This is a genomic window from Paraburkholderia sp. A1RI_3L, from assembly GCF_048957895.1.
GTDB lineage: Bacteria > Pseudomonadota > Gammaproteobacteria > Burkholderiales > Burkholderiaceae > Paraburkholderia > Paraburkholderia kururiensis.
Map to the genome: position 1 here is coordinate 87,480 of NZ_JARCHA010000014.1, position 22,527 is coordinate 110,006.

Here is a 22,527-nt window from a genome sequence, read left to right on the forward strand (position 1 = left end):
GGCAGCGGCGGGCGGTTCAAGGCGAATATCGCGTGGCGGCGCGGGCCGGGTCAATGCGTCGCCGACGACGCTTTCGTCTTATGCGCGTGCTGGGATTTCGCGCTGTGCCGCGCGCTTGTCGCGGCGGAATGTTGCGTGGCCTGCGCGGGTCCACCGGCTCCCACGGAAGGCGCAGTCGTGGCGTTCGTCCGCGCAGCCGTCAGTGCGGCCGGCTGTGGCACGGCGACCGTCGCCGAATCGGTATCGAGCAGCGTAGCGAGCGTCGCTTGCTGGTTCATCAGCATTTGCTCCATGCGCTGCTGCTGCGCGGTGGTGTCGCGCGTGAGCCGCATCAGCAGCAGCGTCTGCGCGATGCCGATCGCCACCGTTGCGAGCAGCGCGCCCACCACGATGGAAAGCATCCACTTCATTCGCCGCGAATGATCTGCGGCGGCGCGGCGCTGATCGGCGATCACGCCATAGAGCGCATCCACCGTATCGGCAAACGCCGTCGTGCGGGCGCGGTCCAGTTCCGGGCTGACGTGATGCGCGGTATTGCCCGCGACTGTCTCCAGCGGCGCACTTGCCGTGCGCGGCGCCGCGAACCGCTGCGCCGAAACACCGGGTTTGGCGGTCGTCGACCCATTCGCGGCCATGGCCTGCTGACGCGCCTGAAGCACCGATCGCAATGCGTCCGACGCCGGCGCAGCGGTGTTCGCGATCGAAGCGAGCGTCTGCGCAGGCGAGGAGGCATTGCGTTGCGTTACGGTCGGCGGCGACGCACTACTCGCGTCCTTGCTCGCAGAACGTTCGAGGGCGTGGGCGGCCGGCTCGTCGGGGGAAGAAGGTTCGGGGTCCGCATCGCCAGGCGCAGTGGCCGCACGATCATTGGCAACCGCGGTTTCATTTGCATGTCGTCCGGTACTGGCGGCGAGCGTGGCCGTCGCCGGAGCTTCGCTGCGAGGTGCGCCGCGAGTCGTATCGTTTGCCCGGGCGGCAGTCACCGCATCCGCGCCCTCATCCTCAGCGGCTTTCTCGCTCCCCTCATTTGCGGCACCCGGGGCAACCGTGGCGGGCACAACCTGCTCGCCCTGGGCACCATCGGTCTGCTCCCCAGCAACGGCTTCCGCTTTCGACGCACGCATCGAGCGCCGTGCCGGCTTCGCCTGCTCGGCCGTTACAGCGGCCAATGCATCGTGCTGGGTCGCCGTCACCGCCGCCAGCACGACCTCCGGCAATTCGAAACCCGAGAGCGTGCCCTGCCTCACGTCGATCTGCATCGCTTCGACCAGTTCGCGCGTGGGGTCGTCGGGAAAGAGGTCGAGCGTGCTGTCGTCGCGCGGCACGTCGGTGAGTTGTGCCAGACGCTGCACCGACTGGGCGGCGCGCGCGAGCTTGTTTTCGGTATCCGTGGAAACGGTGGAAGCGCGCCGTTTCGTGGACGCGGCGCGCGAGGTGCGAGTGGTTCTGGGTGCTGCGGAATCTGCCATAGGGAACGTGCGATTGTCGCCGCGCGGCGGCCTCACCGTGGCCCATGCCTCGGTTGGGCCGTCCCGCAATGCTGTCTGGACTTGCTGCAATTTCAAGGCGGCATTGTCGCACGTAGCCGCGCTTCTGCCGACCTCATTCGGCACTCGCTTGCCAGTCGTTTGCCACTCGTTTGGCATTCCAGCATCCTCCGAAACACCGCCAGCACCACGCCGCTGAGGCCCGCCCACAGGCGTCGCGCGCCATGCCCGCGATGAGACGCGCAAACCGAACGGCGTACAATCGCAACCTTCCCGATCTACCGCCGTCCGCATGCGTGCGCGCAGTTCCCACGCACGCGCCGACGCGACGCTAATCCAGATGAACGCATCCACGCCGGCAGCCGCGCTGCGCGATCATTTCTCTCAGGTGATTCTGCCGCTGTGGCGCAACGCCGGCTTCAACGCCGCGCTGCGTCTGCCCTACGAAGCGGTGACGGCGGACGATCACCGTCCGCTGCCCGTCACCCGCTATCGCGCGATGGCGTGCGCGCGCCAGCTGTTCGTCTTCTCGCTCGCCAACGACGCCGCCCACGCGCACACGCTCTTCGACGCCCTGCGCCACACGTTCGAAGATCGCCGTCACGGCGGCTGGTTCTACAGCGTCGGCCCGGACGGCGCGCCGCTCGACACCACGAAAGACCTCTACACGCACGCGTTCGTCGTCTTCGCGTGCTCCGTGTATGGCGCGCAGTTCGGCAATCGCGACGCGCTGGGTGTCGTGCACAGCACGTCCGCGCTGATCGAAGAGCGCTTCGCCGCGCACGGCGGCCTCTTCAATGCGGCGCTGGGCGAAGACTTTCGCAGCGTCACCGGCACGCCGCTGCAGAATCCGCTGATGCATCTCACGGAAGCCTGGCTTGCCGCGCGCGAAGCCACGCGCGATGCCGCGTTCGACGGCGCCATCACGCGCCTCACGCAAGCCATCGCACGCACCTTCGTGCACGCGCCTACGGGCTGCATCGCGGAGTTGCCCGTCGGCGCCGAGGGCAATCGCCTCGAGCCGGGACATCAGTTCGAATGGTTCTATCTGGTCTCGCGCGCGAAAGGTCTGCTTGGCGACTCGGGCCTCGACGCGGCCATGTCGCGCGCCTTCACGTTCGCGCAACAGCACGGCGTGGACGCGTCGACAGGCGGCGTCGCCGCGGCGCTCGATGAACACGGCGGCATGCTCGATGCCACGCAGCGCATCTGGGCGCAGACCGAATATCTGCGCGCGCTCGCCACGCACAGCGACGCCGCGGTGCGCGCAGCGCTGCCGCAGCAGATCGAGCGCTTTCGCGAGCGCTTTCTGCACGCGCGCGGCTGGTTCGAGTGCAAGACGCCCGCAGGCGACGTCGCGCGCGCGGACATGCCGTCCACCACGCCGTACCATCTCGCCACCGCTTACGCCGCGCTGCCTTGAGCGCCGTCAGCGCAACGACAGTCACATGAGGGCGCTCTTATCGAGTGCCCTCATCTAGCGGACTAAAACTCAAGCCAGCGCTTCGATTCAACGCAACAAGCTCGCCCCGCTGAAGCCCGCGAGCGTCAACCAAACGAGCCCACCGCACGCAAACGAAACGCGTGCAGCCATTCGCGCTCAAGCCGCCGCGAACGCGCCCGCGGGCTCCACTCGCCGCCCCGCCGACATCCCACCGCTGCGCGCATCGCCCAGCACGGCCTCCGAAATCTCGAACACCGAAACCGCCTGCTTCAACTGCTGCGTCTGCTGATGCAGCGACGCCGCAGCCGCCGCGGCCTCTTCGACGAGCGCCGCGTTCTGCTGCGTCATCTCGTCCATCTGCACCACGGCCTGGTTGACCTGCTCGATGCCGGTGCTCTGCTCCATCGACGACGCGGTGATGTCCGCCATCATCTGCGTCACGCGCGAAATCGACGCCGACACGTTGCTCATCGCTTCGCCCGCGCGCTCGACCAATTCCGAGCCGCCCTGAATCTGCGCGACGGATTCGCTGATCAGCGTCTTGATCTCCTTGGCCGATTGCGCGCTGCGCTGGGCCAGCCCGCGCACTTCGCCGGCCACCACGGCAAAGCCGCGGCCCTGCTCGCCCGCGCGCGCCGCTTCCACGGCAGCATTCAGCGCGAGGATGTTGGTCTGGAACGCGATGCCGTCGATCACGCCGATGATCTCCGCGATCTTGTCCGAGCTGCGCGCAATGCCGCGCATCTTGTCGACCACTTCGTTCACGACTTCGCTGCCGCGCGATGTGGCGTCGAGCGCCGTGTTCGCGAGTTCGTTCGCCTCGCGCGCGTGGTCGGCGTTGCGGCGCACGGTGGAGGTGAGCTCCTCCATGCTTGCGGCGGTTTCTTCCAGCGATGCCGCCTGGTTCTCGGTGCGCGCCGAAAGATCCGCGTTGCCCGTGGCGATTTCGTCGGCGCCGATATGGATGGAGTCCGCCACTTCACGCACCACCTTCACGGTGCGCGCCACGCTGGCCTGCATTCTCGCGAGCCCGGAGAAGAGACGGCCGATCTCGTTGGTGCCCTGAGCCACGACCGGTTCGTTCAGCTTGCCTTGCGCGATGCGCTCGAAGTGACGTCCCGCGTCTTCGAGCGGACCCACCACGCCGCGCCGCAACGCGATGTAGACCGCAACCGTCAACGCGACGAGCATGAAGAGAATCGCGAGACCCACGCCGTCGAACAACGCAAGACGGCTGTCGATGGAATCGAGCGACGCGCGGCTCGCCGCCGTGCTGAACTGCACGAAATTGTGTTGCTCGGCGAGATACGCGTCCTGGAAAGACTGCGTCGGTTGATCGAGGAACGCCTGGATGTTGCCCGCGTCGAGAAACTGCGCGAGTTCGGTCAGCGCGCCATGCAGCTTCTGAAAGCGCTCGGCGAGTGCCTCGGCGCGCGCGCTGTTTTCGGCGCTCATCTTGCGTGCGCCCGTAAATGTGGCGAACGATTTTTCCGCGAGCGCGAGCTGCTCGCGCGCGTGCTGAACGATTTCGGTGGGCTCGGTCCCGCCGCGAACCATCCGCGTGCCCGCGCGCGAGAGGTTGATGCGTGCGTCCATCAGATGCTGGGTGGTCTCGTTCACCGCATCCATCTGCCGCAGCGCGATGTTGGAGAGATCGCCTACGTCATCGTGCGTGCGCGTGAGCGACCAGAACCCCAGCCCCTCGGTGACCACCTGCAACACGCAAAAAGCGGCCAGAACACATAACAGGCCGGATGCGACCTTGATCTTGCTGAACATTGAACACCTGACTTGCGAGAAATAGGAAAGCGGTGAGACGCCGCAGCGCGACCCGCCACCAGCGCTCACGCCCTGGTTTACGGCCGCGCAAACGTTGGCTTGAGCGCAAAAAACGGGGCGGCATGGAGAGTGCGCGAAGCGGACGCTGCGACCAAGCCGTCCTTGTCCGATCGCAACGCGCCTCCTATAGTCCTGAGAACGTCAACAGGGCCAGTGTGAGGGACGTCGCAGCGGACGGACCGGCCCCGAGGAACGACAATGACCGATTTACTGGATCGCGCGCGCGGCGCGCTGCATGCCCAACCGTTCAGCATGCTGCTCGGCGCCGAACTCACGCATGTGGGGACGAGGGATCTGACGCTGTGCCTTCCCGTGCGCGACGAATTGAGGCAGCAGCACGGCTTCGTGCATGGTGGCGTGCTGAGTTATCTGGCGGACAACGCGCTGACGTTCGCGGGCGCGCTGGCGCTGGGGCCGAAGGTCGTGACGGGCGAATACAAGATCAACTATCTGAGGCCCGCGGTGAGCGGCGTGCTGCTTGCGCGTGCGCAGGTCGTCTACGCCAGCCGTCAACAGGCGACGTGCCAGTGCAGCGTGTTCGTGGTGGATGCGGGCGAGGAAAAACTGGTGGCCGTCGCGCAAGGCACCATTAATCGGCTGCCGGAAGAAAACGGGCGCCTCGCCGCTTCGGCGTAGGCGCCCATGCATCGCGTGACCGCTCACGTGACCGCGACAGTTGCCGCGAACGCCGCGAACGCTTGCTCGCTTATTTGTTCGCTCACTTACTCGATTACTTGCTCGACTGCGTGCCGCTACTTATTGCGGCCGCTCATTCAGCGGCATACGTGCGCTGCTGCTGCTCGCCCAACCCTTGAATACCAAGGCGCATGGTCTGGCCCGCCTTCAGATACACGGGGTTCGGCTTCACGCCCATGCCCACGCCGGGCGGCGTGCCCGTGGAGATGACGTCGCCGGGTTGAAGGCTCATACATTGCGAGAGATACGAGACGAGCTTCGCCACGGTGAACACCATCGTGCGCGTGTTGCCGTTCTGGTAGCGATGGCCATCCACTTCGAGCCACAGGTCCAGGTTCTGCGGGTTCGCTACTTCGTCGCGCGTCACAAGCCACGGGCCGATGGGGCCGAACGTGTCGAAGCCCTTGCCCTTGTCCCACTGCCCCGCGCGCTCGATCTGCCACTCGCGCTCGGAGACGTCGTTCACCACGCAATAGCCCGCCACGTAGTCGAGCGCATTCGCTTCGTCGATGTACTTCGCGGGCTTGCCGATCACCACGCCCAGTTCCACTTCCCAGTCGGTCTTCTTCGAGCCGCGCGGAATCTCCACGTCGTCGTTCGGACCCACCACGGCGCTCGTCCACTTGTTGAAGACGACGGGCTCCGTGGGCACAGGCAGGTTCGATTCGGCCGCATGGTCCGCATAGTTGAGGCCGATGCAGACGAACTTGCCGATGCGGCCCACGCACGGCCCGATGCGCGGATTGCCTTCCACCACGGGCAGCGAGGCGACGTCGACCGCGCGCAGCTTCGCGAGGCCCGCGTCGGTGAGCACGTCGCCTGCAATGTCGGGCACTACGCTGGACAGGTCGCGAATCTTGCCATCGGCATCCAGCAAGCCCGGTTTTTCCTGGCCTTTCGGCCCATAACGAAGCAGTTTCATCGTTGCGTGTCCTGTGTGTTCAGTGATGAGAAGAGATCAGTGCGGTCAATGCGAGTGGTCCGTGAAAGCAAACGGCAAGCGCTCAATTCGCCCAGCCGCCGTCGATCACATGGGCCTGGCCGGTGGTGAAGCCCGATTCGTCCGAAGCCAGATACAACGTCAGCGCCGCGATTTCCTCGGCCTTGCCGACGCGGCCCATCGGCTGGCGCGCGACGAAGGCCGCGCGCGCGGCGTCTACCGTGATGCCCTGCGCCTTGGCCTGCGCCGCGATCCGCTCTTCGAGCGAGGGCGACGCCACGGTGCCCGGACAGATCGCGTTGCAGCGAATGCCGCGCGTCACGAAGTCGGCCGCGACGGACTTGGTCAACCCTATCACAGCCGCTTTCGACGCGCCGTAGACGAACCGGTTCGGCACGCCCTTGATGCTCGACGCCGCCGACGACATGTTGATGATCGAGCCGCCACCCTTCTCCAGCATGCCCGGCAGGAACGCGCGAATGGTGCGGTACATCGCCTTCGCGTTGAGGTTGAACGCGAAGTCCCAGTCCTCTTCGCTCGCTTCCAGAATGGAGCCTGCGTGCACGAAGCCCGCGCAGTTGAACAGCACGTCGATGGGCCCCACGTCGCGCGCAAGCGCTTCGATGGCCGCTGCATCCAGCACGTCGAGTTTGTGCGCCTCCACGGGCTTGCCCGCGAGGCCATCGATGCGAATGTCGGTCGCAATCACGCGCGCGCCTTCGCGCGCAAACAGCTCGGCAGTGGCGAGCCCGATGCCCTGGCCCGCTGCAGTGATCAATGCTGTCTTTCCGTTGAGTCTTTGTACCATGCACGGCTCCACTCGAAATTGCGCGCGCGACATACTGGCTATTGCAGCACGCGCTCCACGCGAGACATACGTCAGCGAGCTGACAGACGATAGAACGCAGCGGCATTGCCGCCGAATACGGCGTCGCGCTGTGCAGCGGAAAGGCCGGCGAGCAGCGTCTGCGCAGCGTCGTGCCAGCGCAGATAGTCGCCGTTGAGATTCAGCACGGGCCAGTCGCTACCCCACATCAGGCGCTCGGCGCCAAACGTGGCCAGTAGATGATCGACGTACGGACGCAGCGTGGCCTCGGTCCAGCCCGGCGCCGCTTCGGTGGCGAGCCCGGAGAGCTTGCACTGCACGTGCGAAAGCTGCGCGAGCCGCGCGATGCCGTCGGCCCAGGCGCGAAAGCCCGCGTCGCCATTGCCATCGCCGGCACCGTCGCGGATGGGCGGCTTCGCGCCGTGGTCGATCACCACGCGCAACCGCGGATGGCGGCGCACGAACGTTTCGAGCGCCGCCACGTGGCGCGTGAAGATGAGCGCGTCGAACGCGAGGTCGTGCTCGATCATCGCGTCGATGGCGGGCGCGATGGGCGCGGTGGCTATCCAGTTGTCGTCGGGCAGGTCCTGGAGCATCGGGCGCAGGCCCTTGAATTTCGGCTCGCGTGCGAGTTCGGCGATCCACTGTGGCGCGTTCGGATCGTCGAGCGGCACCCAGCCCACCACGCCCGCTACCGACTCCTCTTCGCGCGCCAGATCCAGCAAATAACGCGTTTCGTCGACAGTAGGCGCGGCCTGCACGACCACCGTGCGCGCCACGTGCGCCTGCTCGCGCAGCGGCGCGAGGTCGGCGGGACCGAAGGTGCGATAGAGCGTGGTGAGTTCCGGCGTGAGCCAGCCGTAGTCGCCCCGCTCGGGCTTCCAGAAGTGCTGATGGGCGTCGATGCGCGGCACCGCGCTCGAATGCGCGGGCGGCGTCGATGCGGCCGTCACGGCGCGTCCCCCGGCACGGGCGCCCGCGGGTCGAGCAGCCCTTCCTCGCGCAGCGCGCGCCACAGCGCAGCGGGAATTGCGCGCTCGAACGAGCCCACGTTTTCCATCAGTTCGGCCGGCGTGCGCGCGCCCGTGAGCACCGTGGCCACTGCGGGATGCGCGTACGGAAACTGCAGCGCCGCCGCCGCGAGCGGCACGTCGTGCGCGCGGCACACGGCTTCGAGCCGCGCCACGCGTTCGATCACTTCGGGCGGTGCATCGCCGTAATTGAACTTCAGGTCGCCCTGCACGCCGCGCGCGAGAATGCCCGAATTGAACGCGCCGCCCAGCAGGATGCTCACGTTGCGCGCGGTGCAGGCGGGCAGCAGGTCTTCCAGCGTGCCCTGCTCCAGCAGCGTGTAGCGGCCCGCGAGCAACGCGCAGTCGATGTCGAACTCCGCCATCGCTTCGAGAATGACCTGGCCTTCGTTCACGCCCAGTCCCACGGCCTTCACCGCACCGGACGAACGCAGTTCGTCCAGCGCGCGAAAGCCGCCGCCTTCGGTCAGTTGCTTCCAGTAGTGCGCGTTGCGCTCGCCGTGCGTGTAGCGGCCAATGTCGTGCACGAGCACGATGTCGATATCGACCATGCCGAGCCGCTGCTGGCTGTCTTCGAACGAACGCAGGATGCCGTCGTGCGTGTAGTCGTAGATGGCCTGGAACGGCAGCGGGTTTTGCCAGCCTTCGCTGCCGTCATAGGGCGTGGTGCGCGGCACGAAGCGGCGGCCCACCTTCGTGGAGACGACGTAGTCCGCGCGCGGGTAGCGGCGCAGCGCCGTGCCGAGCCGATGCTCGGCCTTCGTGTGTCCGTAGTGCGGCGCCGTATCGAAGTAGCGCACACCTGCGTTCCAGGCGGCATCCACGGTGGCTTGCGCCTCTTCGTCGGAAAGATCGCGATACAGGCCGCCGAGCGGCGCGGTGCCGAGGCTGAGCCCGGTGACCTCCACGTCGCGGCGACCGATGCGCCGCGTGCCGGCCACTTTGGGGTGCAGCACTGCTGTCATGGTGTCTCCTCCGGGTTCGATCAGTTGGGCGCGACGGCAAACGCGCCGCGCGGCTGCGCACTGGCGGGCAGGCATGCGGGGCCAACCGGCTCGAACGTCTTGTAGGTCAGGATGAATTCCTGGTGACCGAGCGCCTCGGACTTCGACGGCGCCCCTTGCGCCACCGCCAGCGTCTGTTCGAACACCTCGCGCCCGACTTCGTCGAGCGTGGCGCGGCCTTCCAGAATGCGGCCAGCGTCCACGTCCATGTCGCCCGACAGATTACGGTAAGTGACCGGGTTTGCACACACCTTGATGACCGGCGAAATCGCGGACCCGACCACCGAACCGCGCCCTGTCGTGAACAGGATCACGTGCGCGCCGCAGGCAATCAGCTCGGCAATCTCGGCGTTGTCGCTAATGTTGGGAAAGCCGAAGCGCGGCTCGCCGTCGGGCACCACGTCGAGCAGATAGAGGCCGCCCGTGGGCGGCACGTCGCCCGGCTTCACGATGCCGACGATAGGCGACGCCCCGCTCTTCGCATACGCGCCCAGCGACTTCTCCTCCTGCGTGGTGAGCCCGCCGTCGGCATTGCCCACCGCGAACGACCCGTGGCCCAGCACCGTGTAATAGCGCGCGGCCTTCTCCACGGAGGCCACGATCGCGTCGCCGAGTTCGGGCCGGGCCGCGCGGTTCTTCATGTGGTACTCGCAGCCCACCAGCTCGCCCGTTTCTTCGAAGATGCAGGTGGCGCCGTGTGCGATCAGGTGGTCGAACGCGCGGCCCACGGCGGGGTTCGCCGTGATGCCGCTCGTGCCGTCCGAGCCGCCGCAGATGGTGCCGATCACGAGTTCGTCGAGCGCCATAGGCACCGTGCGTTGCGCCGCGAGTTGCCGGCGCGCGTTGCGCACCCAATCCACGCCGTATTCGATCGTGCTGCGCGTGCCGCCTTTCTCCTGGATGGTCAGCACCTCCACCGGCCGGCCGCTTTCGCGCACCACGTCGGCCAGATAGTGCTTGTTCATGCTCTCGCAGCCCAGCGAGACGAACAGCACCGCGCCCACGTTCGGATGCGTGGCGAGCTGCTGCATCATCTTTTCCGCGTAGCGGTTCGGATAACAGCCGGGAAAGCCGATCAGATGCACGGGCGGTTCCCCGGCCGCCGCATCTGTCGAGCCCGCCTCGCTCACGTCGAAGCCGCCCAGCGGCGTGCGGAAGTGCGCGGCAATCTCGCGCGCCACGTGGTGCGCGCACTCCACAAGATAGGCCACGGCCACCACGTTGCGCACGCCCTTGCGGCCGTCGCTGCGCAGCCAGCCCTGCAGCACGGGGCGCGCCTCGCCCGGGCCGCCGCCCGACGCTGATTCGATTACGTCTCTATCGCTCATGATTCGATCCGGCACGGCACGGGCCGCATTCGGTCAGTGGTTCACGAACTCGTGACCCGAGTCGTGGGTGTAAGTGGGCAGGTAGTCGCTTTCCAGGTTGTGGGTATGCAAGTGCTCGCCGCGCTCGGCACGCGCGGTCATATGGCCGATGGGCGCGCCGTAGCGCACCACCTTTTCGTCTTTCGCCAGCGCGCGGCGGGCCACCTTGTGGCCCACGTCGATGGTCTTCGCGAGCGTGACGCGCTCGCCTTCTATATCCAGCTGCGTGCCCGCTTCCAGACGCGCCCCCGCAATCAGGCAGTTGTCCTCCGGGCTCAGCAGGATCAGCCGCGGGTCGGTAGGCAGTGGGCCGCTCAAGGGTTTCTCCGTGATGCTCGGGTGCGCTTTGGCTCTACGTTGGACATGAGTGCGTGAATTCATTAATGAATCTATTATTCATAGGCGAACCTATGGACGTCAAGGCAAGTGCACCGCACCATGCGTCCGTGTTTTCCCTGGCGGCGGCCTGACGCCTCGCCTCTACACTCACGCGCCGGGATAATCCGATGAGCAAGGCAACGGGAACGCAACCGATGAACAACGGGGACGGGAAGGACAGCGAAGGCGCGGCAGAGCGGGATGAACGGGATCTGCCGGAGGAAAGGAACCAGCGGGACGAGCCGAAAGACGAGTCCGACCGCTACCGCGCGCCGGCGCTCGACAAAGGGCTCGACATACTGGAGCTGCTCTCGGACCAGCGCGGCGGTCTCACGCGCGCCGAGATCACGAAGCTGCTGGGCCGCAACGCGAGCGAGATGTATCGCATGCTCGAGCGGCTCGTGGCGCGCCAGTACGTGGTGCGATCCGAAGGCGGCGACCGCTATTCGCTTTCGCTCAAGCTCTTCGCGCTCGCGCACCGGCATCCGCCCATGGAGCGGCTGATCGCTTACGCGCAGCCGCTCATGCACCGCTTCGCGAACACGGCCGAGCAGTCGTGCCACCTCGCCGTCTACGATCGCGGCAATCTACTCGTGATCGCGCAGGTGGACGGCCCCGGCACGTGGGGCATCGCCGTGCGGCTCGGCTCGCGCGTGGGCCTCGTGGACACCGGCTCGGGCCGCACCATGCTCGCGTTTCAGGCGCCGGAGCAGCGCGCGCATATGCTTGCGGAGCACACCAAGGTGAAGGGCGAAGTAACCATCGACCACGACGCCCTGGAAGCCGCGTGCGAACGCGTGCGTGCCGCGGGCTTCCTGCGCAAGGAAAGCCAGCAGATCTTCGGCGTGACCGACGTCACCTTTCCGCTGCTCGGGCCTTCGGGCCAGGCCATTGCGGCGCTCACGTGCCCGTTCCTGAAGCGGATCGACGAATACGTGGCGCCCTCGCTCGACGACGCCACGAATCTGCTGCGCGAAACGGCCGAGGCGCTTTCGATGTTTCGCGAGCAGGACGCGCCGGCGGCAGGTTAGCGCGGGGCGCAGAGCCTGGCGTCGGGCCGTTCCGCTCGCCGCGCCCGGTCATCGGCAGCCTCGCCTGCGCCGCGCGCCGTTTCACGTCCCGACGCCCCATCGAATCCGGTTAGAATGTCGCCCCTCCCAAAACCGCGCCGCGCCGGGCAGCCTTGCCGGGCAGCGCGCCTCATCTCGTAAGACATGGCGAAACTTCTCACCGACCACGAATTCCAGCGCTTTTCCGAACTCCAGCAGAAACAGGCCAGCTTCACGATCACGTCCGAAGAGGCGGACGAGCTGCGCGACATCGTCGCCCGCGCGCAGAAGAAGCGTGACGACCGCGCCGCCGCGATGCAGGCCATCGAAACGTACATCCAGCAATTCGAGATCACGCCCGACGAACTGTTTTCACCCGAGCAGATCGGCGAGGCCGCGCGCACTTATGGCCTGATTCCGGCCGCGAAGAAGGAGCGCGTGCTACCGCCTTCGCTCACGTTCAACGGCAAGCCGTATCAGTGGGTGCGCGCGTTGCCCGACGAAGTGCGCGAGCCGCTCTTCGAGGCGTTCAAGACGGGACAATCGGTGAAGTCGTTCATCGCCACGCCGAAGGACGGCGCGCGCTGCGCCGCGACCATCGCGCGTCTGGAGCGCGAAACGGGCGTCGAGTACGCCACGGCATGGCTCGAAGAACTGGCCATTACGCGCGGCCAGGTGAACGAAGCCGCGGCGAAGCTCGCGGCGTAATCCATGGCGTCATCCACGGCGCGATTTGCGGCGCGATTCGCTGCGTAACTCACGGCGTAACCCAGGGCCGTAACGCGCGCCGCAATGTAAGCGGCCCCGGCCGCCCCCGCCACATTCACGCCGCTGGCTGGGCCGCCTGTTCCGGCTCGTCCAGCGGCAGTCTGAAGGCGACCACGCCGGGGTCGTCGGTGGATGTCACCGTGAAGCCCACCGCTTTCGCGAGCGCAATCATGCCGGTGTTCTCGCGCAGCGCCTCGCCCACAATCCAGTGCGTGCCGCGCGAGCGCACATAGGCAATCAGCCTTTCCATCAGCAGCCGGCCCAGCCCCTTGCCCTTCTGGTCCGAGCGCACCGCCACGGCGAATTCGGCCGTCTCGTTGTCGGGGTCGGCCACGGCGCGCGCCACGCCGAGCGTGCGTATCGAGCCGTCGGGCTTGGTCTCGGTGGCAATCAACGCCATCTCGCGGTCGTAGTCGATCTGCGTCATGCGGGCAAGCTGCGAGTGATCGAAGCTCCCCACCGCCGAAAAGAAACGCAGCCGCAAGTCTTCGGGCGTCATGGACTCCACGAACTCGCGATGCGCCGCCTCGTCTTCGGGACGAATGGGCCGCACCGTGAGGCGCTCGCCGTGCCAGTCGATGGTCTCTTCCAGCCGCCGCGGATACGGCACGATAGCGAGGCGGCTGCGCTTGCCCGCCAGCACGATGCGCGGCGCCAGAATCACCGTGCGTTCGGGCAGCACGCGCAGCGTGAGTTGCAGACCGACGATCTCGCGCACGTCGCACACGGCCTGCGAAAGTCGCGTGAGCGCCGCGAGCGTAGGCTCCGGCGGCACGCGCTTCGCATATGGCGTGCGGGACACGATGTCGCGCGCCAGCACCGGATTCAGCGGCGGCAGGCCGTACACGCAGAGCGGCGGCGAGACGCCGTCGATGGAAGGCGTATCGAAGCGGAAGATGGGACCGAAGTTGTCGTCGTCGTGCAGGGAAACGGCCACGTCCACGATGGGTCTCGACGCACGCGATGTCGTGGCGTCGCGCGTGTTCTGTTGCGCTTCCCCGGAATCGGTGGCCTCCACGTCGAGGCCGAAGCAGCGCAGCAATGGCGCCGCGGCTTCGCCCGTCAGCTCGGTGGTGCCCGCAGCCAGCGCGGCGCGCGCTTCGCGCAGCGCGGCGTCCACTGCGCCCGGGTGGTGAATGGGTGCGCTCTCGGGCGTCTGCATGAGCAGCTCGCGGCCCAGCCGGTAATCCACGAGACGGGCGAACGCACGCGCGAGCCGCGCCGGCGTGCTGTGCACCGGAATGCCATGTGCGTGCAGCGCGTTGCGCGTGGCGGCATCCACGCCGCCGAAGAAGCACGCGAGCAGGCCGCGATAGGCGTGCCGCTGGTTCTCCATCAATGCCTGCGCCACCTGCGATGCGGGCGCGCTGTGCGTGGACGCATGCACGACGAACGCCGTACCCGTCTCGCGATGCACGGCCAGCGCCTTGAGCGCGGCGCCGAAATGCTCGGGGCGCGCGTCGTTGCCGAGCACGAGCGGGTTGCCCGCGTTCGCGTGCGGAAGGACGTCGGCGATCGCGGCCCGCGCCGCCTCGGGCCAGCGCGCGAGCGTGCCGCCAGCGGCGGCGAAGGCATCGCAGGCGAGTGTGGCGACGCCGCTGTCGCTCGCGATCAACGTGGCCGTATCGCTCGCCGCCACGCGGCCCACGCCGAGCGTTTCGATTTCGTCGAGCAGGTCGTCGAGCGCATCCACGCGCACCATGCCGGCGCGGCGGAACGCGGAGGTGTACATCGCGTCTGCGGGATCGGCGCGGCCCGTGCGCAAGGCGAGCACGGGCTTATTGCGCGCCGCCGCGCGCGCCGCCGACATGAACTTGCGCGCGGCGTGCACCGTGCCCAGTTCCAGCAGGATGGCGCGCGTGCCGGGGTCGCTCGCGAGGTAGTCGAGCACGTCGCCGGCGTCCACGTCCGCTTCGCCGCCCAGTGCGATAGCGTGCGAGAAACCGAGATCGCGCGCACGCGCCCAGCCCAGCACGCCGTTGGTGAGCGCGTTCGATTGCGAGACCCACGCCACGCCGCCCGCCTTCACCTGGCACGACGGCGCGCCCATGTGCGCGCCCAGCGCGGGAGACACGACGCCAAGGCTGCCCGGCCCGACGATACGCAAAAGGTGCGGACGCGCCGCAGCCAACGTGTGCCGCACGTGAACGCGGTCGTCGTCGGTGGTTGCTTCGCCGACGATGATCGCGGCGCGCGTGCCCATGCCGCCCAGCCGGTGCACGATGCCGGGCCACGTGGCGGGACGCGTGCAGATCACGGCCACCGTGGGCGCCTCCGGCAGGTCGCCGGCATCGGCGAACGCGGTATGGCCGCCCAGGCTGCCGCTGTCCGTGTATTTGGGATTGACGGGCCAGAGCGGCCCCGTGAAGCCGCCCTCGGAGACGCGCGTCCACACCATGGCGCCCACGCTACCGGGCCGCAACGAAGCGCCGATCACGGCAATGGACTTCGGCCGGAAGACGGCATCGAGATTGCGTACAGTCACGGCCTCTCCTTGTCGCTGGCTGGCTCGATACGATGCCCGATCATGAGCCATCCGCCCTGTGGCGTACATACCCTTTCGCGGCCAGGGCGGCGAGCGTCAACAACGCAAATGCAGCGCCCGCATAAAAGGTGGCCTGCGGTCCCAGGCGGTCCCATAGCTCGCCGGCCACGACGCTGGCGATCAGCAGCGCGACGCCGCTCATCAAATTGAAGAAGCCGAACGCGGTGCCCTTCAGGTCGGCGGGCGCGGTCTGCGCGACCATGGTGGCGAGCAGCCCTTGCGTCATCGCCATATGCAGGCCCCACAACAGCACGCCGAAGAGCACCACGGGCCACTGCGTGCCGTGCGCGAGCACCATGTCTGCGGCGATCAGGACGAGCAAGCCCCAGGCGAGCAGCTTCGTGTGGCTCATGGAATCGGCGAGCTTGCCGAACGGGTAGGCCGCCAACGCGTAGACGATGTTCATGGCCACCAGCACGAGCGGCACGAACGCGACCGGCACGCCGCTCTTCATGGCGCGCAACACGAGGAACGCTTCCGAAAAGCGCGCCAGCGCGAACGCGGCGCCGACGAAGACGACCCACCAGTACGCGCCGCCCAGTTTGGCGAGGCTGCTGCGCGCGAACGGATTGACGCGCGGCGCGCGCTGCGTGGCGGCCGGTTCGCGTATGCCGGCAGCGAGCAGCGCCACGGATGCCAGCGCCGGAATGCCGGCCAGCCAGAACGCGAGCCGGAAGTTGTCCGCCGATAGTTCCATGATGACGACGGCAAGCAACGGGCCGATGAACGCGCCGACGGTATCCAGCGCCTGGCGCAGTCCGTACGCGGCGCCGCGCAGATGCGGCGGCGTGATGTCGGCGACCAGTGCGTCGCGCGGCGCGCCGCGAATGCCCTTGCCGGTTCGGTCGGCGATGCGCGCTGCGAGCACCACGCCGGAGGTGGGCGCCAGCGCGAAGAGCGGCTTGCTGAGCGCGCTCAGTCCGTAGCCCGCCACCGCGAGCCATTTGCGATGGCCAAGGTAGTCGCTCAGGAGGCCGGACAGCGTTTTGATGAGCGGCGTGAGCGCCTCGGCAATGCCGTCAATCACGCCCACGATGGTCGCGCTCGCACCCAGGCTGCCCACGAGGAACATCGGCAGCAGGCTGTGCACGAGTTCCGACGATGCATCCATGAAAAGGCTCACGAAGCCGAGCGTCCAGATGGCGCGCGGCACGTGGCGCTGCAAGGGCGACGCTTGGGGCGACTCGGTGGCGTGGGGCGGCTGGGTCATCGGAAGGCGGTCCTCGTTGGGCGTGAACGGGAACGCGCAGTATCGCATTCCGGTGCTGCGGTTCTGGCGCCCGCGGTTCGCCCTGCGACGGAGTCGCGCAGCAGCTCAACTTTGTGCTGAAAGAGGCCGTTACCCCGGTTATCCGTCCTCGATGGACGCGCTCACGCGGGGTACTGCTCATGAAGATTCGTACGTTCGTGCTTATGCTGGCGCTCGCGCCCGGTCTGGCCAGTGTGCCGTCCGCCTTTGCGCAGACTCCGTCGCAAGCAGCAACGGCAACGGTCTCCGATGCCGACGCCGGCGCCGGCGCCGACAGTCAGGCGCTATTCGGCGCAACGCGGCTTTCGGTCACGCAGGAAAGCGCGGGAAGTGCTACGTGGAACACGTGGAGCGAGCCAACGCTTGCCGCCGTGGGCGCCGACGCCCTGAGCCGCGTGAGCGGCAACGTCGGCGTGAACGTGGCCGCGGGCGCGCTCAATGTGCAGGCGAATCAGATCGCGCTGATGTCGGGCCCGCAGGTCGAAGTGGATACGAAGCAGCAGACAGAAGCGGCCATGCGGCTCGAACAGACGGCGGCGAAATCCGCGGCGTTGGCGGCTTCGCTCGGCGCGGGCGCGCTGGCGGGTGCGAGCGGCAACATCGGTGTGAACGTGGCCGCGGGTGGGGGGAACGTGCAGGTGAATCTGCTGGCGGTGCGCTGAAACGCACGCGGGCTGCGGCAGCAGACAGCGGTGGGCGGCGGCATGCCGCCGCCCACAACGCGAGGCACTCGCGCCTACATCGCCTTCTTGAACGGCGCGCCCGAGTGTTCGCGCAGCTCGTTGAACACGATCTTCGGCCACGCCTTCTGGGCCACCTCGATCTCTGAAACGTGCGACGCCAGATACGTGGGCGCATTCGATGCATCGAATGCCATTCGGGCCGCGTAGGCGTCCGTGAAGCGGCGCAATTCGCCGGCGTCCTCGCAGGTCACCCAGCGCGACATGCGGTAACGCGCCGGCATGATCCGCACGTCCACCTTGTACTCGGCCGAGAGCCGGTGTGACACCACCTCGAACTGCAGCTGGCCCACCGCGCCCAGGATCATTGACCCGCCGTGCAGCGGCCGGAACACCTGGATCGCGCCTTCTTCGCCCAGCTGTTTGAGCGCTTCGCCAAGCTGCTTCGCGCGCATCGGGTCAACCACTTCGATGGTCTGGAAAATTTCGGGCGCAAAGAACGGCAGACCGACGAACTGCAGGTCTTCGCCCTCAGTCAGCGTGTCGCCCAGACTCAGCGTGCCGTGATTCGGAATGCCGATGATGTCGCCCGGATACGCCTCGGCCACCGTCTCGCGCCGCTGCGAAAGAAAGCTCACCACGTTGTTCGCGCGGAAGGTCTTGCCCGAACGCGTCACCTTGAGCGCCATGCCACGCTCGAAGCGGCCCGAGCACACGCGGATGAACGCCACGCGGTCGCGGTGCGCCAGATCCATGTTGGCCTGCACCTTGAACACCACACCCGTGAACTTGGGTTCGCTCGGATCCACGGCGCGCTGCACCGTCATGCGGGCCGACGGCGGCGGCGCGAGGTCGACGAGCGCGTCCAGCACTTCCTTCACGCCGAAGTTGTTGATCGCGGAGCCGAACAGCACAGGCGACTGCTGGCCGGCAAGGAACGCCTCGCGGTCGAACGCGGGCGTGGCGCCCGAGATCAGATCGATCTCTTCCTTCGCGCGGTTCCATGCAAAGCCGAAGCGGCGCTCGCCTTCCTCGTTGCTGATGGCCTGCAGCGTTTCCACCGCGCCGCCCGCCGTGTCCTGGCCCGCGCGGAAGAGCCGCACCTGGTCGCGCTGAATGTCGTAGACGCCCTGGAATTCCTTGCCCATGCCGATGGGCCAGGTGAACGGCACGGCCGCCACGCCCAGGTGCTGCTCGATCTCGTCGAGCAGTTCGAGCGGCTCGCGCACTTCGCGGTCCAGCTTGTTGATGAATGTGACGATAGGCGTGCGGCGGCTGCGACAGACTTCGAGCAGTTTGAGCGTCTGCGCTTCCACGCCGTTCGCGCCGTCGATCACCATGACCGCCGCGTCCACGGCCGTCAGCACGCGGTACGTGTCTTCGGAAAAGTCTTCGTGGCCCGGCGTGTCGAGCAGGTTGATCACGGCGTCGCCGTACTCGAACTGCATCACGGAACTCGCCACCGAAATGCCGCGCTGCTTTTCGATTTCCATCCAGTCGGACGTCGCGTAGCGGTTGCTTTTGCGGCCTTTCACGGTGCCGGCAATCTGAATGGCGCCCGAAAACAACAGCAGCTTTTCTGTCAGCGTGGTTTTACCCGCGTCCGGGTGCGAAATGACCGCGAACGTGCGGCGACGTTTGAGTTCGGAGAGTGACATCGGCAAAGGAAGCGACGGGGGCGCGCTCGCGTCCGGTGCGCGGGCGGCCTTGGGCATCACGGGTTCTGGCGCAGGCTCCGCGAGCCTTGCGGCACAAGAGGCGGCGGCATGACCGGACGATGCCGCCAGCGGCGAAAATTCGCCGGAAAGGCGCGATGATACACGTCATTGGCCGCCGGTTCTGCAAAAACCATGGGCGCCTGAAGCCACAGCGCCGTGGGGCCGGAAAACGCATTTTGGGGAGCGAAGGCGGGGTCCGGGCACAAGCGCGGCGTGCCCATGTTCATCGTGCCGAGGCACAGGCGCGACACCTCGAGGCCGGACCAGCCAGGACGAACGTATTCCATGAGGCGGTTTTCCTGATGCGGCGCGCGCAATCACGACAAACGGCGCATGCCCAGCCGAAGGCGTCGCCAGCGCCGTGGCAAACGCCTTTGGCATGCCGGGCCATCGCGCGGCCCCACCAGCCCGTTGATAGGGGCGAGATTAGCGCCGGGCCCTTCAAATCCTTCGCCGATATAAAGCTGCGTTTCCGTATTGGCGCTCATGGTCATATCCGCAATTCAGAGGAATGCGCGGATTGTGCTATTCCCCCCTGAGCCCAGAGGAATCGATGTTTTCTCATCGCGTTATGAGGCGCGCTCATCACCGGGTTTGCCCGCAGCCACGCGAAAGGTGAGGGTTTGCGGGAGAGTGGCGCCTATGCAGCGCATAGGGAAACGCCATACGAAATTCGGCCTGAAAATCAGCCCAAACTCCCCATGATCCGCATAAATGGCGCGGTGGAAAGGCGATGCGATATCACGAAAGAATTCGAAAGGTGAGAGTTTGCGGGAACCAAATCGGGGATTCCGCGCACGTGGCCCGAATATGCTGAACGCCATCCGAGGCGCACCGTTTGATGCTCAATCGACCATTACGTCGGTCAATCCGCCCGAAAGGAAAAGAATGAAATGGAAAGAATGGGTAAAAGAGGCGAGAAAACTACGCGAGATAACGGAAAACCCGCGAAAGACAGTCCGCCGCATTCGCTCGCCGAGCGGCGGACCTTCAAATCTGCTGACGAAAACCGGCAAGATTCGCTCGCAGGGCAATCATGCGAGTGAACCCGTCTCATGAAGACTATTCGATAAGGAAGCGATCGCGATTCTTGCCGACCAGCCACGCGGGGGCGCGGCCACGGCCGCTCCAGGTCTCGCCGGTCTTGGGATTGCGGTACTTGGCGGGCAGAGGGCGCTTGCGTGCCACCGAACGTTTGCCCGAAAAGCCAAGTTCTTCGGCAGTTATGCCATATTCCGCAATCTTTTCTTTGATTTCGGCAATGGCTTGCGCGAGTTCCTTTTCGCGTGCAACGGCAACTTCCTTATGGAGCTTTTCGAGTTGGGCGGTCAGTTGCTTATAGCTTGGCATGAGCATTTATCTCCGGTCTGCAAGGTAAGTGCCGCGATGCGTCGCACAAATGTACGCCATAAAGCGGCATGGACCGGATCGTAAACGATTAAGCGCCGCTAAGCCACCAATTGGCATGCGGTAGAACGCGCGTCAATCGTCGATTGCGTCGTAAAGGCGGCGTTCGAAGTCGGCGGCCATGGGAAACGGTTCGACCGTGCGCAACTGGATCAGCATCACGCCGATCATGTTCTCCACGGGATCGGCAAACCAGCTGGTGCCATAAGCGCCAGGCCAGCCGAAAGAGCCCGTGGAGCGATAACCGAGCGGCAACTGCTGAGCCGGATCGTCCACGACAGCGAGGCCCAGCCCGAACCCCTGGCCGGCCCAATGCACGTGCCCGAACGCGGGAATACGGCGCTGGTCGCGCGTGAGGAAGTTCGAGCGCATCAGGTCCACGGAGCGATGCGAGAGCAGACGAATGTCGTCCACACGGCCGCGCTCCAGCAGCATGCGCGCAAACATCAGATAGTCCTGCGCCGTCGAAACGAGCCCACCGCCGGCGCTTTGAAAGCGCGCGGGGTTGGCCCAGCGGCTGCGCGACGGATGATCTTCGACGACACGCCGCATCGTGCCCGGCGTGACGCCGTAAGCCGTGGCAAGGCGCGGCAGCTGCGTCTCGTGCACCCAGAACGAGGTATCGCGCATGCCGAGCGGCACGAAGATGCGTTCGCGCAGGAATGCCTCCAGCGTCGTGCCGCTCACGCGCTCGATCAGTACCCCGAGAATGTCTGTGGCGATGCTGTAGTTCCAGCGCGTGCCGGGATGAAAGATCAGCGGCAGCCGCGCGGCCTCGGCAAGCCATGCATCGGCATTCGCGAAGGCATCGCGGCGATCGAAGAGCGTCTTGTAGGCCTCGGAGAGCGGCCCCATCGACGTGAAGTGATAGGCGTAGCCCGCCCGGTGCGTGAGCAGGTCCAGCACGGTGACCGGCGTGCGCGCCGGTTCGGTGTTGTCGAGCGGGCCCGCGGGATCGCGCAACACCTGGGGCGACGCGAGTTCGGGCAGCCAGCGCGACACCGGATCGTCGAGCGCGAGCCGGTCTTCTTCCGCGAGCATCATCACGGCCGCGCTCGCGACCGGCTTCGTCATCGACGCGATACGAAACAGCGTGCTGTGCTCCATGGGCGCCTGCGACGATTCGTCGCGCGAGCCGCGCGCGTCGAACCACGCGGTTTCTCCATGCCGCCATGCGAGCGTGACGACACCGGCCACGTCGCCCCGGTCGACGTAGCCCTGCATGACAGTGCCGAGTTTTTCCAGTCGCGCAGCGGAAAATCCTGCTCGTCTCATCGAGGCCCCCTGAGTGTTCCAGTCGCCCGACCTAAGGCCGGCATTTTCTTCAGTATGGCTGCGATGCTTGTCGGCCGTGCAGTCTTCAACGCCGCGCGGGTGGCACAGGTGCGCGGCGTGCCGGCCTATTTGGTTCGTGCTTCCAGCGCCTGAAGCGCCTCGTTCAGCCGCCGGATGCGGCTCGCCTGCGACGGCACGAGATCGGCCGACTGCACCCGCGCGAGACGATTGCGCCAGTAGGACAGCGGAATACGGTCTTCCGCCGAGATTCTTGCGATGACTTGCTCCAGATGCTCAATGTCTTTTTCGAGTTGATGGTGATTCATTGCTTTCCCCGGAATTGCAATCAAGACCGCTGCACACACGCTCACGTGCGTTCGTGAGGTTTCGGCCGTGCCCTCGTAGCGGAAAACTGTGCCGTTTTGTCCTTAGCCGCAACTGCGATGCGGAAAAACCTGCCCTCTCTGTGTTTGCCGGCGCACGTGTAAGCCACTATAAAACGGCGCCCCCGCGACAAACGTTGGCCTCCGCACCGAAATTCTCGTTTTCTCCGCCAAACTGGCCGGGAAATGTGCGGAAAGGAGCGGAGAGATTAACGGGCGGTAATTTCCTTGTATATTCCTCATTTGGGGAAAATATGAGCAGCACGGAATGCACGTGTTCGCCGGACCGCCATCAACATCGGGGGAACCGTGGAGCCAAGCGAGGTTGAATATGATCGCCTGCTGCACCGGATTTATGACACCGTAGGCCATCCACAGGCCTGGCAGGCGTTTTACGCGCAGCTTGCTGCGCTCATTGACGCGACCACTATCCACGTGCTC

Annotated in this window: 21 protein-coding genes and 1 pseudogene; 6 read left to right on the forward strand and 16 right to left on the reverse strand. The window is 66.4% G+C overall.

Going from position 1 to position 22,527, the window contains the following annotated elements:
- Window positions 1-50: 50 nt before the first annotated feature.
- Complete coding sequence (locus tag PXJ20_RS27955) at window positions 51-1,469, reverse strand: hypothetical protein (protein WP_421031468.1); 1,419 nt, start codon at window positions 1,467-1,469, stop codon at window positions 51-53.
- 358 nt (window positions 1,470-1,827) lie between these two features.
- Here PXJ20_RS27955 and PXJ20_RS27960 point away from each other — a divergent pair, with 358 nt between their 5' ends.
- On the forward strand, window positions 1,828-2,910 hold the full coding sequence (locus PXJ20_RS27960; protein WP_421031469.1) for an AGE family epimerase/isomerase: 1,083 nt from the start codon (window positions 1,828-1,830) through the stop codon (window positions 2,908-2,910).
- A gap of 177 nt (window positions 2,911-3,087) precedes the next feature.
- Here PXJ20_RS27960 and PXJ20_RS27965 read toward each other — a convergent pair whose 3' ends face one another.
- Window positions 3,088-4,710 carry a methyl-accepting chemotaxis protein gene (locus PXJ20_RS27965; RefSeq protein ID WP_421031470.1) on the reverse strand — a complete coding sequence of 541 codons (1,623 nt, stop codon included), beginning with the start codon at window positions 4,708-4,710 and terminating at the stop codon, window positions 3,088-3,090.
- A gap of 258 nt (window positions 4,711-4,968) precedes the next feature.
- Here PXJ20_RS27965 and PXJ20_RS27970 point away from each other — a divergent pair, with 258 nt between their 5' ends.
- Window positions 4,969-5,406: a PaaI family thioesterase gene (locus tag PXJ20_RS27970; RefSeq protein WP_199540689.1), complete on the forward strand. Its 438-nt coding sequence runs from the start codon at window positions 4,969-4,971 to the stop codon at window positions 5,404-5,406.
- A 133-nt stretch (window positions 5,407-5,539) separates the two neighbouring features.
- On the opposite strand, the gene PXJ20_RS27975 is transcribed toward PXJ20_RS27970, so the two are convergent.
- The 6 genes from PXJ20_RS27975 to PXJ20_RS28000 all read right to left on the reverse strand — a co-directional run bounded on the left by PXJ20_RS27975 (window position 5,540) and on the right by PXJ20_RS28000 (window position 10,952).
- The gene (locus PXJ20_RS27975; RefSeq protein WP_421031471.1) at window positions 5,540-6,388 is read right to left on the reverse strand and encodes an ureidoglycolate lyase; all 849 of its coding nucleotides are present in this window, start codon (window positions 6,386-6,388) and stop codon (window positions 5,540-5,542) included.
- A gap of 82 nt (window positions 6,389-6,470) precedes the next feature.
- The gene (locus tag PXJ20_RS27980) at window positions 6,471-7,214 is read right to left on the reverse strand and encodes an SDR family oxidoreductase (RefSeq protein WP_421031472.1); all 744 of its coding nucleotides are present in this window, start codon (window positions 7,212-7,214) and stop codon (window positions 6,471-6,473) included.
- A gap of 71 nt (window positions 7,215-7,285) precedes the next feature.
- Window positions 7,286-8,185, reverse strand: coding sequence for an amidohydrolase family protein (locus tag PXJ20_RS27985; RefSeq protein ID WP_421031473.1), 900 nt, complete (start codon window positions 8,183-8,185; stop codon window positions 7,286-7,288).
- Window positions 8,182-9,228, reverse strand: a complete 1,047-nt coding sequence (locus tag PXJ20_RS27990; RefSeq protein ID WP_126875590.1) for an aldo/keto reductase — start codon at window positions 9,226-9,228, stop codon at window positions 8,182-8,184. Before PXJ20_RS27990 ends, PXJ20_RS27985 begins: the two co-directional genes overlap by 4 nt.
- A gap of 20 nt (window positions 9,229-9,248) precedes the next feature.
- Window positions 9,249-10,595 carry a UxaA family hydrolase gene (locus PXJ20_RS27995; RefSeq protein WP_421031474.1) on the reverse strand — a complete coding sequence of 449 codons (1,347 nt, stop codon included), beginning with the start codon at window positions 10,593-10,595 and terminating at the stop codon, window positions 9,249-9,251.
- 33 nt (window positions 10,596-10,628) lie between these two features.
- Complete coding sequence (locus PXJ20_RS28000) at window positions 10,629-10,952, reverse strand: UxaA family hydrolase (protein ID WP_017774249.1); 324 nt, start codon at window positions 10,950-10,952, stop codon at window positions 10,629-10,631.
- 215 nt (window positions 10,953-11,167) lie between these two features.
- Here PXJ20_RS28000 and PXJ20_RS28005 point away from each other — a divergent pair, with 215 nt between their 5' ends.
- Complete coding sequence (locus tag PXJ20_RS28005) at window positions 11,168-12,043, forward strand: IclR family transcriptional regulator domain-containing protein (protein WP_017774248.1); 876 nt, start codon at window positions 11,168-11,170, stop codon at window positions 12,041-12,043.
- A 183-nt stretch (window positions 12,044-12,226) separates the two neighbouring features.
- Complete coding sequence (locus tag PXJ20_RS28010) at window positions 12,227-12,769, forward strand: hypothetical protein (protein WP_199540685.1); 543 nt, start codon at window positions 12,227-12,229, stop codon at window positions 12,767-12,769.
- A gap of 115 nt (window positions 12,770-12,884) precedes the next feature.
- Here the strand turns inward: PXJ20_RS28010 and PXJ20_RS28015 are convergent, their stop codons facing one another.
- Window positions 12,885-15,314 (reverse strand): GNAT family N-acetyltransferase, encoded by a 2,430-nt coding sequence (locus PXJ20_RS28015; RefSeq protein WP_421031475.1) that lies wholly within the window; start codon window positions 15,312-15,314, stop codon window positions 12,885-12,887.
- Between the two features lie 40 nt (window positions 15,315-15,354).
- Window positions 15,355-16,584, reverse strand: coding sequence for an MFS transporter (locus PXJ20_RS28020; RefSeq protein ID WP_421031476.1), 1,230 nt, complete (start codon window positions 16,582-16,584; stop codon window positions 15,355-15,357).
- A gap of 179 nt (window positions 16,585-16,763) precedes the next feature.
- On the opposite strand from PXJ20_RS28020, the gene PXJ20_RS28025 reads away from it, so the two are divergent.
- Window positions 16,764-17,285, forward strand: a complete 522-nt coding sequence (locus tag PXJ20_RS28025) for a hypothetical protein (protein ID WP_421031477.1) — start codon at window positions 16,764-16,766, stop codon at window positions 17,283-17,285.
- A gap of 74 nt (window positions 17,286-17,359) precedes the next feature.
- On the opposite strand, the gene PXJ20_RS28030 is transcribed toward PXJ20_RS28025, so the two are convergent.
- The 3 genes and pseudogenes from PXJ20_RS28030 to PXJ20_RS28040 all read right to left on the reverse strand — a co-directional run.
- Complete coding sequence (locus PXJ20_RS28030; protein ID WP_277599040.1) at window positions 17,360-18,961, reverse strand: peptide chain release factor 3; 1,602 nt, start codon at window positions 18,959-18,961, stop codon at window positions 17,360-17,362.
- A gap of 56 nt (window positions 18,962-19,017) precedes the next feature.
- On the reverse strand, window positions 19,018-19,338 hold the full coding sequence (locus tag PXJ20_RS28035; RefSeq protein WP_421032692.1) for a hypothetical protein: 321 nt from the start codon (window positions 19,336-19,338) through the stop codon (window positions 19,018-19,020).
- Window positions 19,331-19,509, reverse strand: a pseudogene (locus PXJ20_RS28040) (formaldehyde-activating enzyme); the annotation flags it as partial. The pseudogene PXJ20_RS28040 and the gene PXJ20_RS28035, both read right to left, overlap by 8 nt.
- Window positions 19,510-19,831: 322 nt before the next feature.
- Here PXJ20_RS28040 and PXJ20_RS28045 point away from each other — a divergent pair.
- Complete coding sequence (locus PXJ20_RS28045; RefSeq protein ID WP_126875584.1) at window positions 19,832-20,080, forward strand: hypothetical protein; 249 nt, start codon at window positions 19,832-19,834, stop codon at window positions 20,078-20,080.
- 3 nt (window positions 20,081-20,083) lie between these two features.
- Here PXJ20_RS28045 and PXJ20_RS28050 read toward each other — a convergent pair whose 3' ends face one another.
- The 3 genes from PXJ20_RS28050 to PXJ20_RS28060 all read right to left on the reverse strand — a co-directional run bounded on the left by PXJ20_RS28050 (window position 20,084) and on the right by PXJ20_RS28060 (window position 22,029).
- Entirely contained in the window at window positions 20,084-20,371 is a 288-nt protein-coding gene (locus PXJ20_RS28050) for an H-NS family nucleoid-associated regulatory protein (RefSeq protein ID WP_026121323.1), read from the reverse strand.
- A 132-nt stretch (window positions 20,372-20,503) separates the two neighbouring features.
- Window positions 20,504-21,703 carry a serine hydrolase domain-containing protein gene (locus PXJ20_RS28055; RefSeq protein WP_421031478.1) on the reverse strand — a complete coding sequence of 400 codons (1,200 nt, stop codon included), beginning with the start codon at window positions 21,701-21,703 and terminating at the stop codon, window positions 20,504-20,506.
- A gap of 125 nt (window positions 21,704-21,828) precedes the next feature.
- The gene (locus PXJ20_RS28060) at window positions 21,829-22,029 is read right to left on the reverse strand and encodes a hypothetical protein (RefSeq protein WP_017774240.1); all 201 of its coding nucleotides are present in this window, start codon (window positions 22,027-22,029) and stop codon (window positions 21,829-21,831) included.
- Window positions 22,030-22,527: the final 498 nt, after the last annotated feature.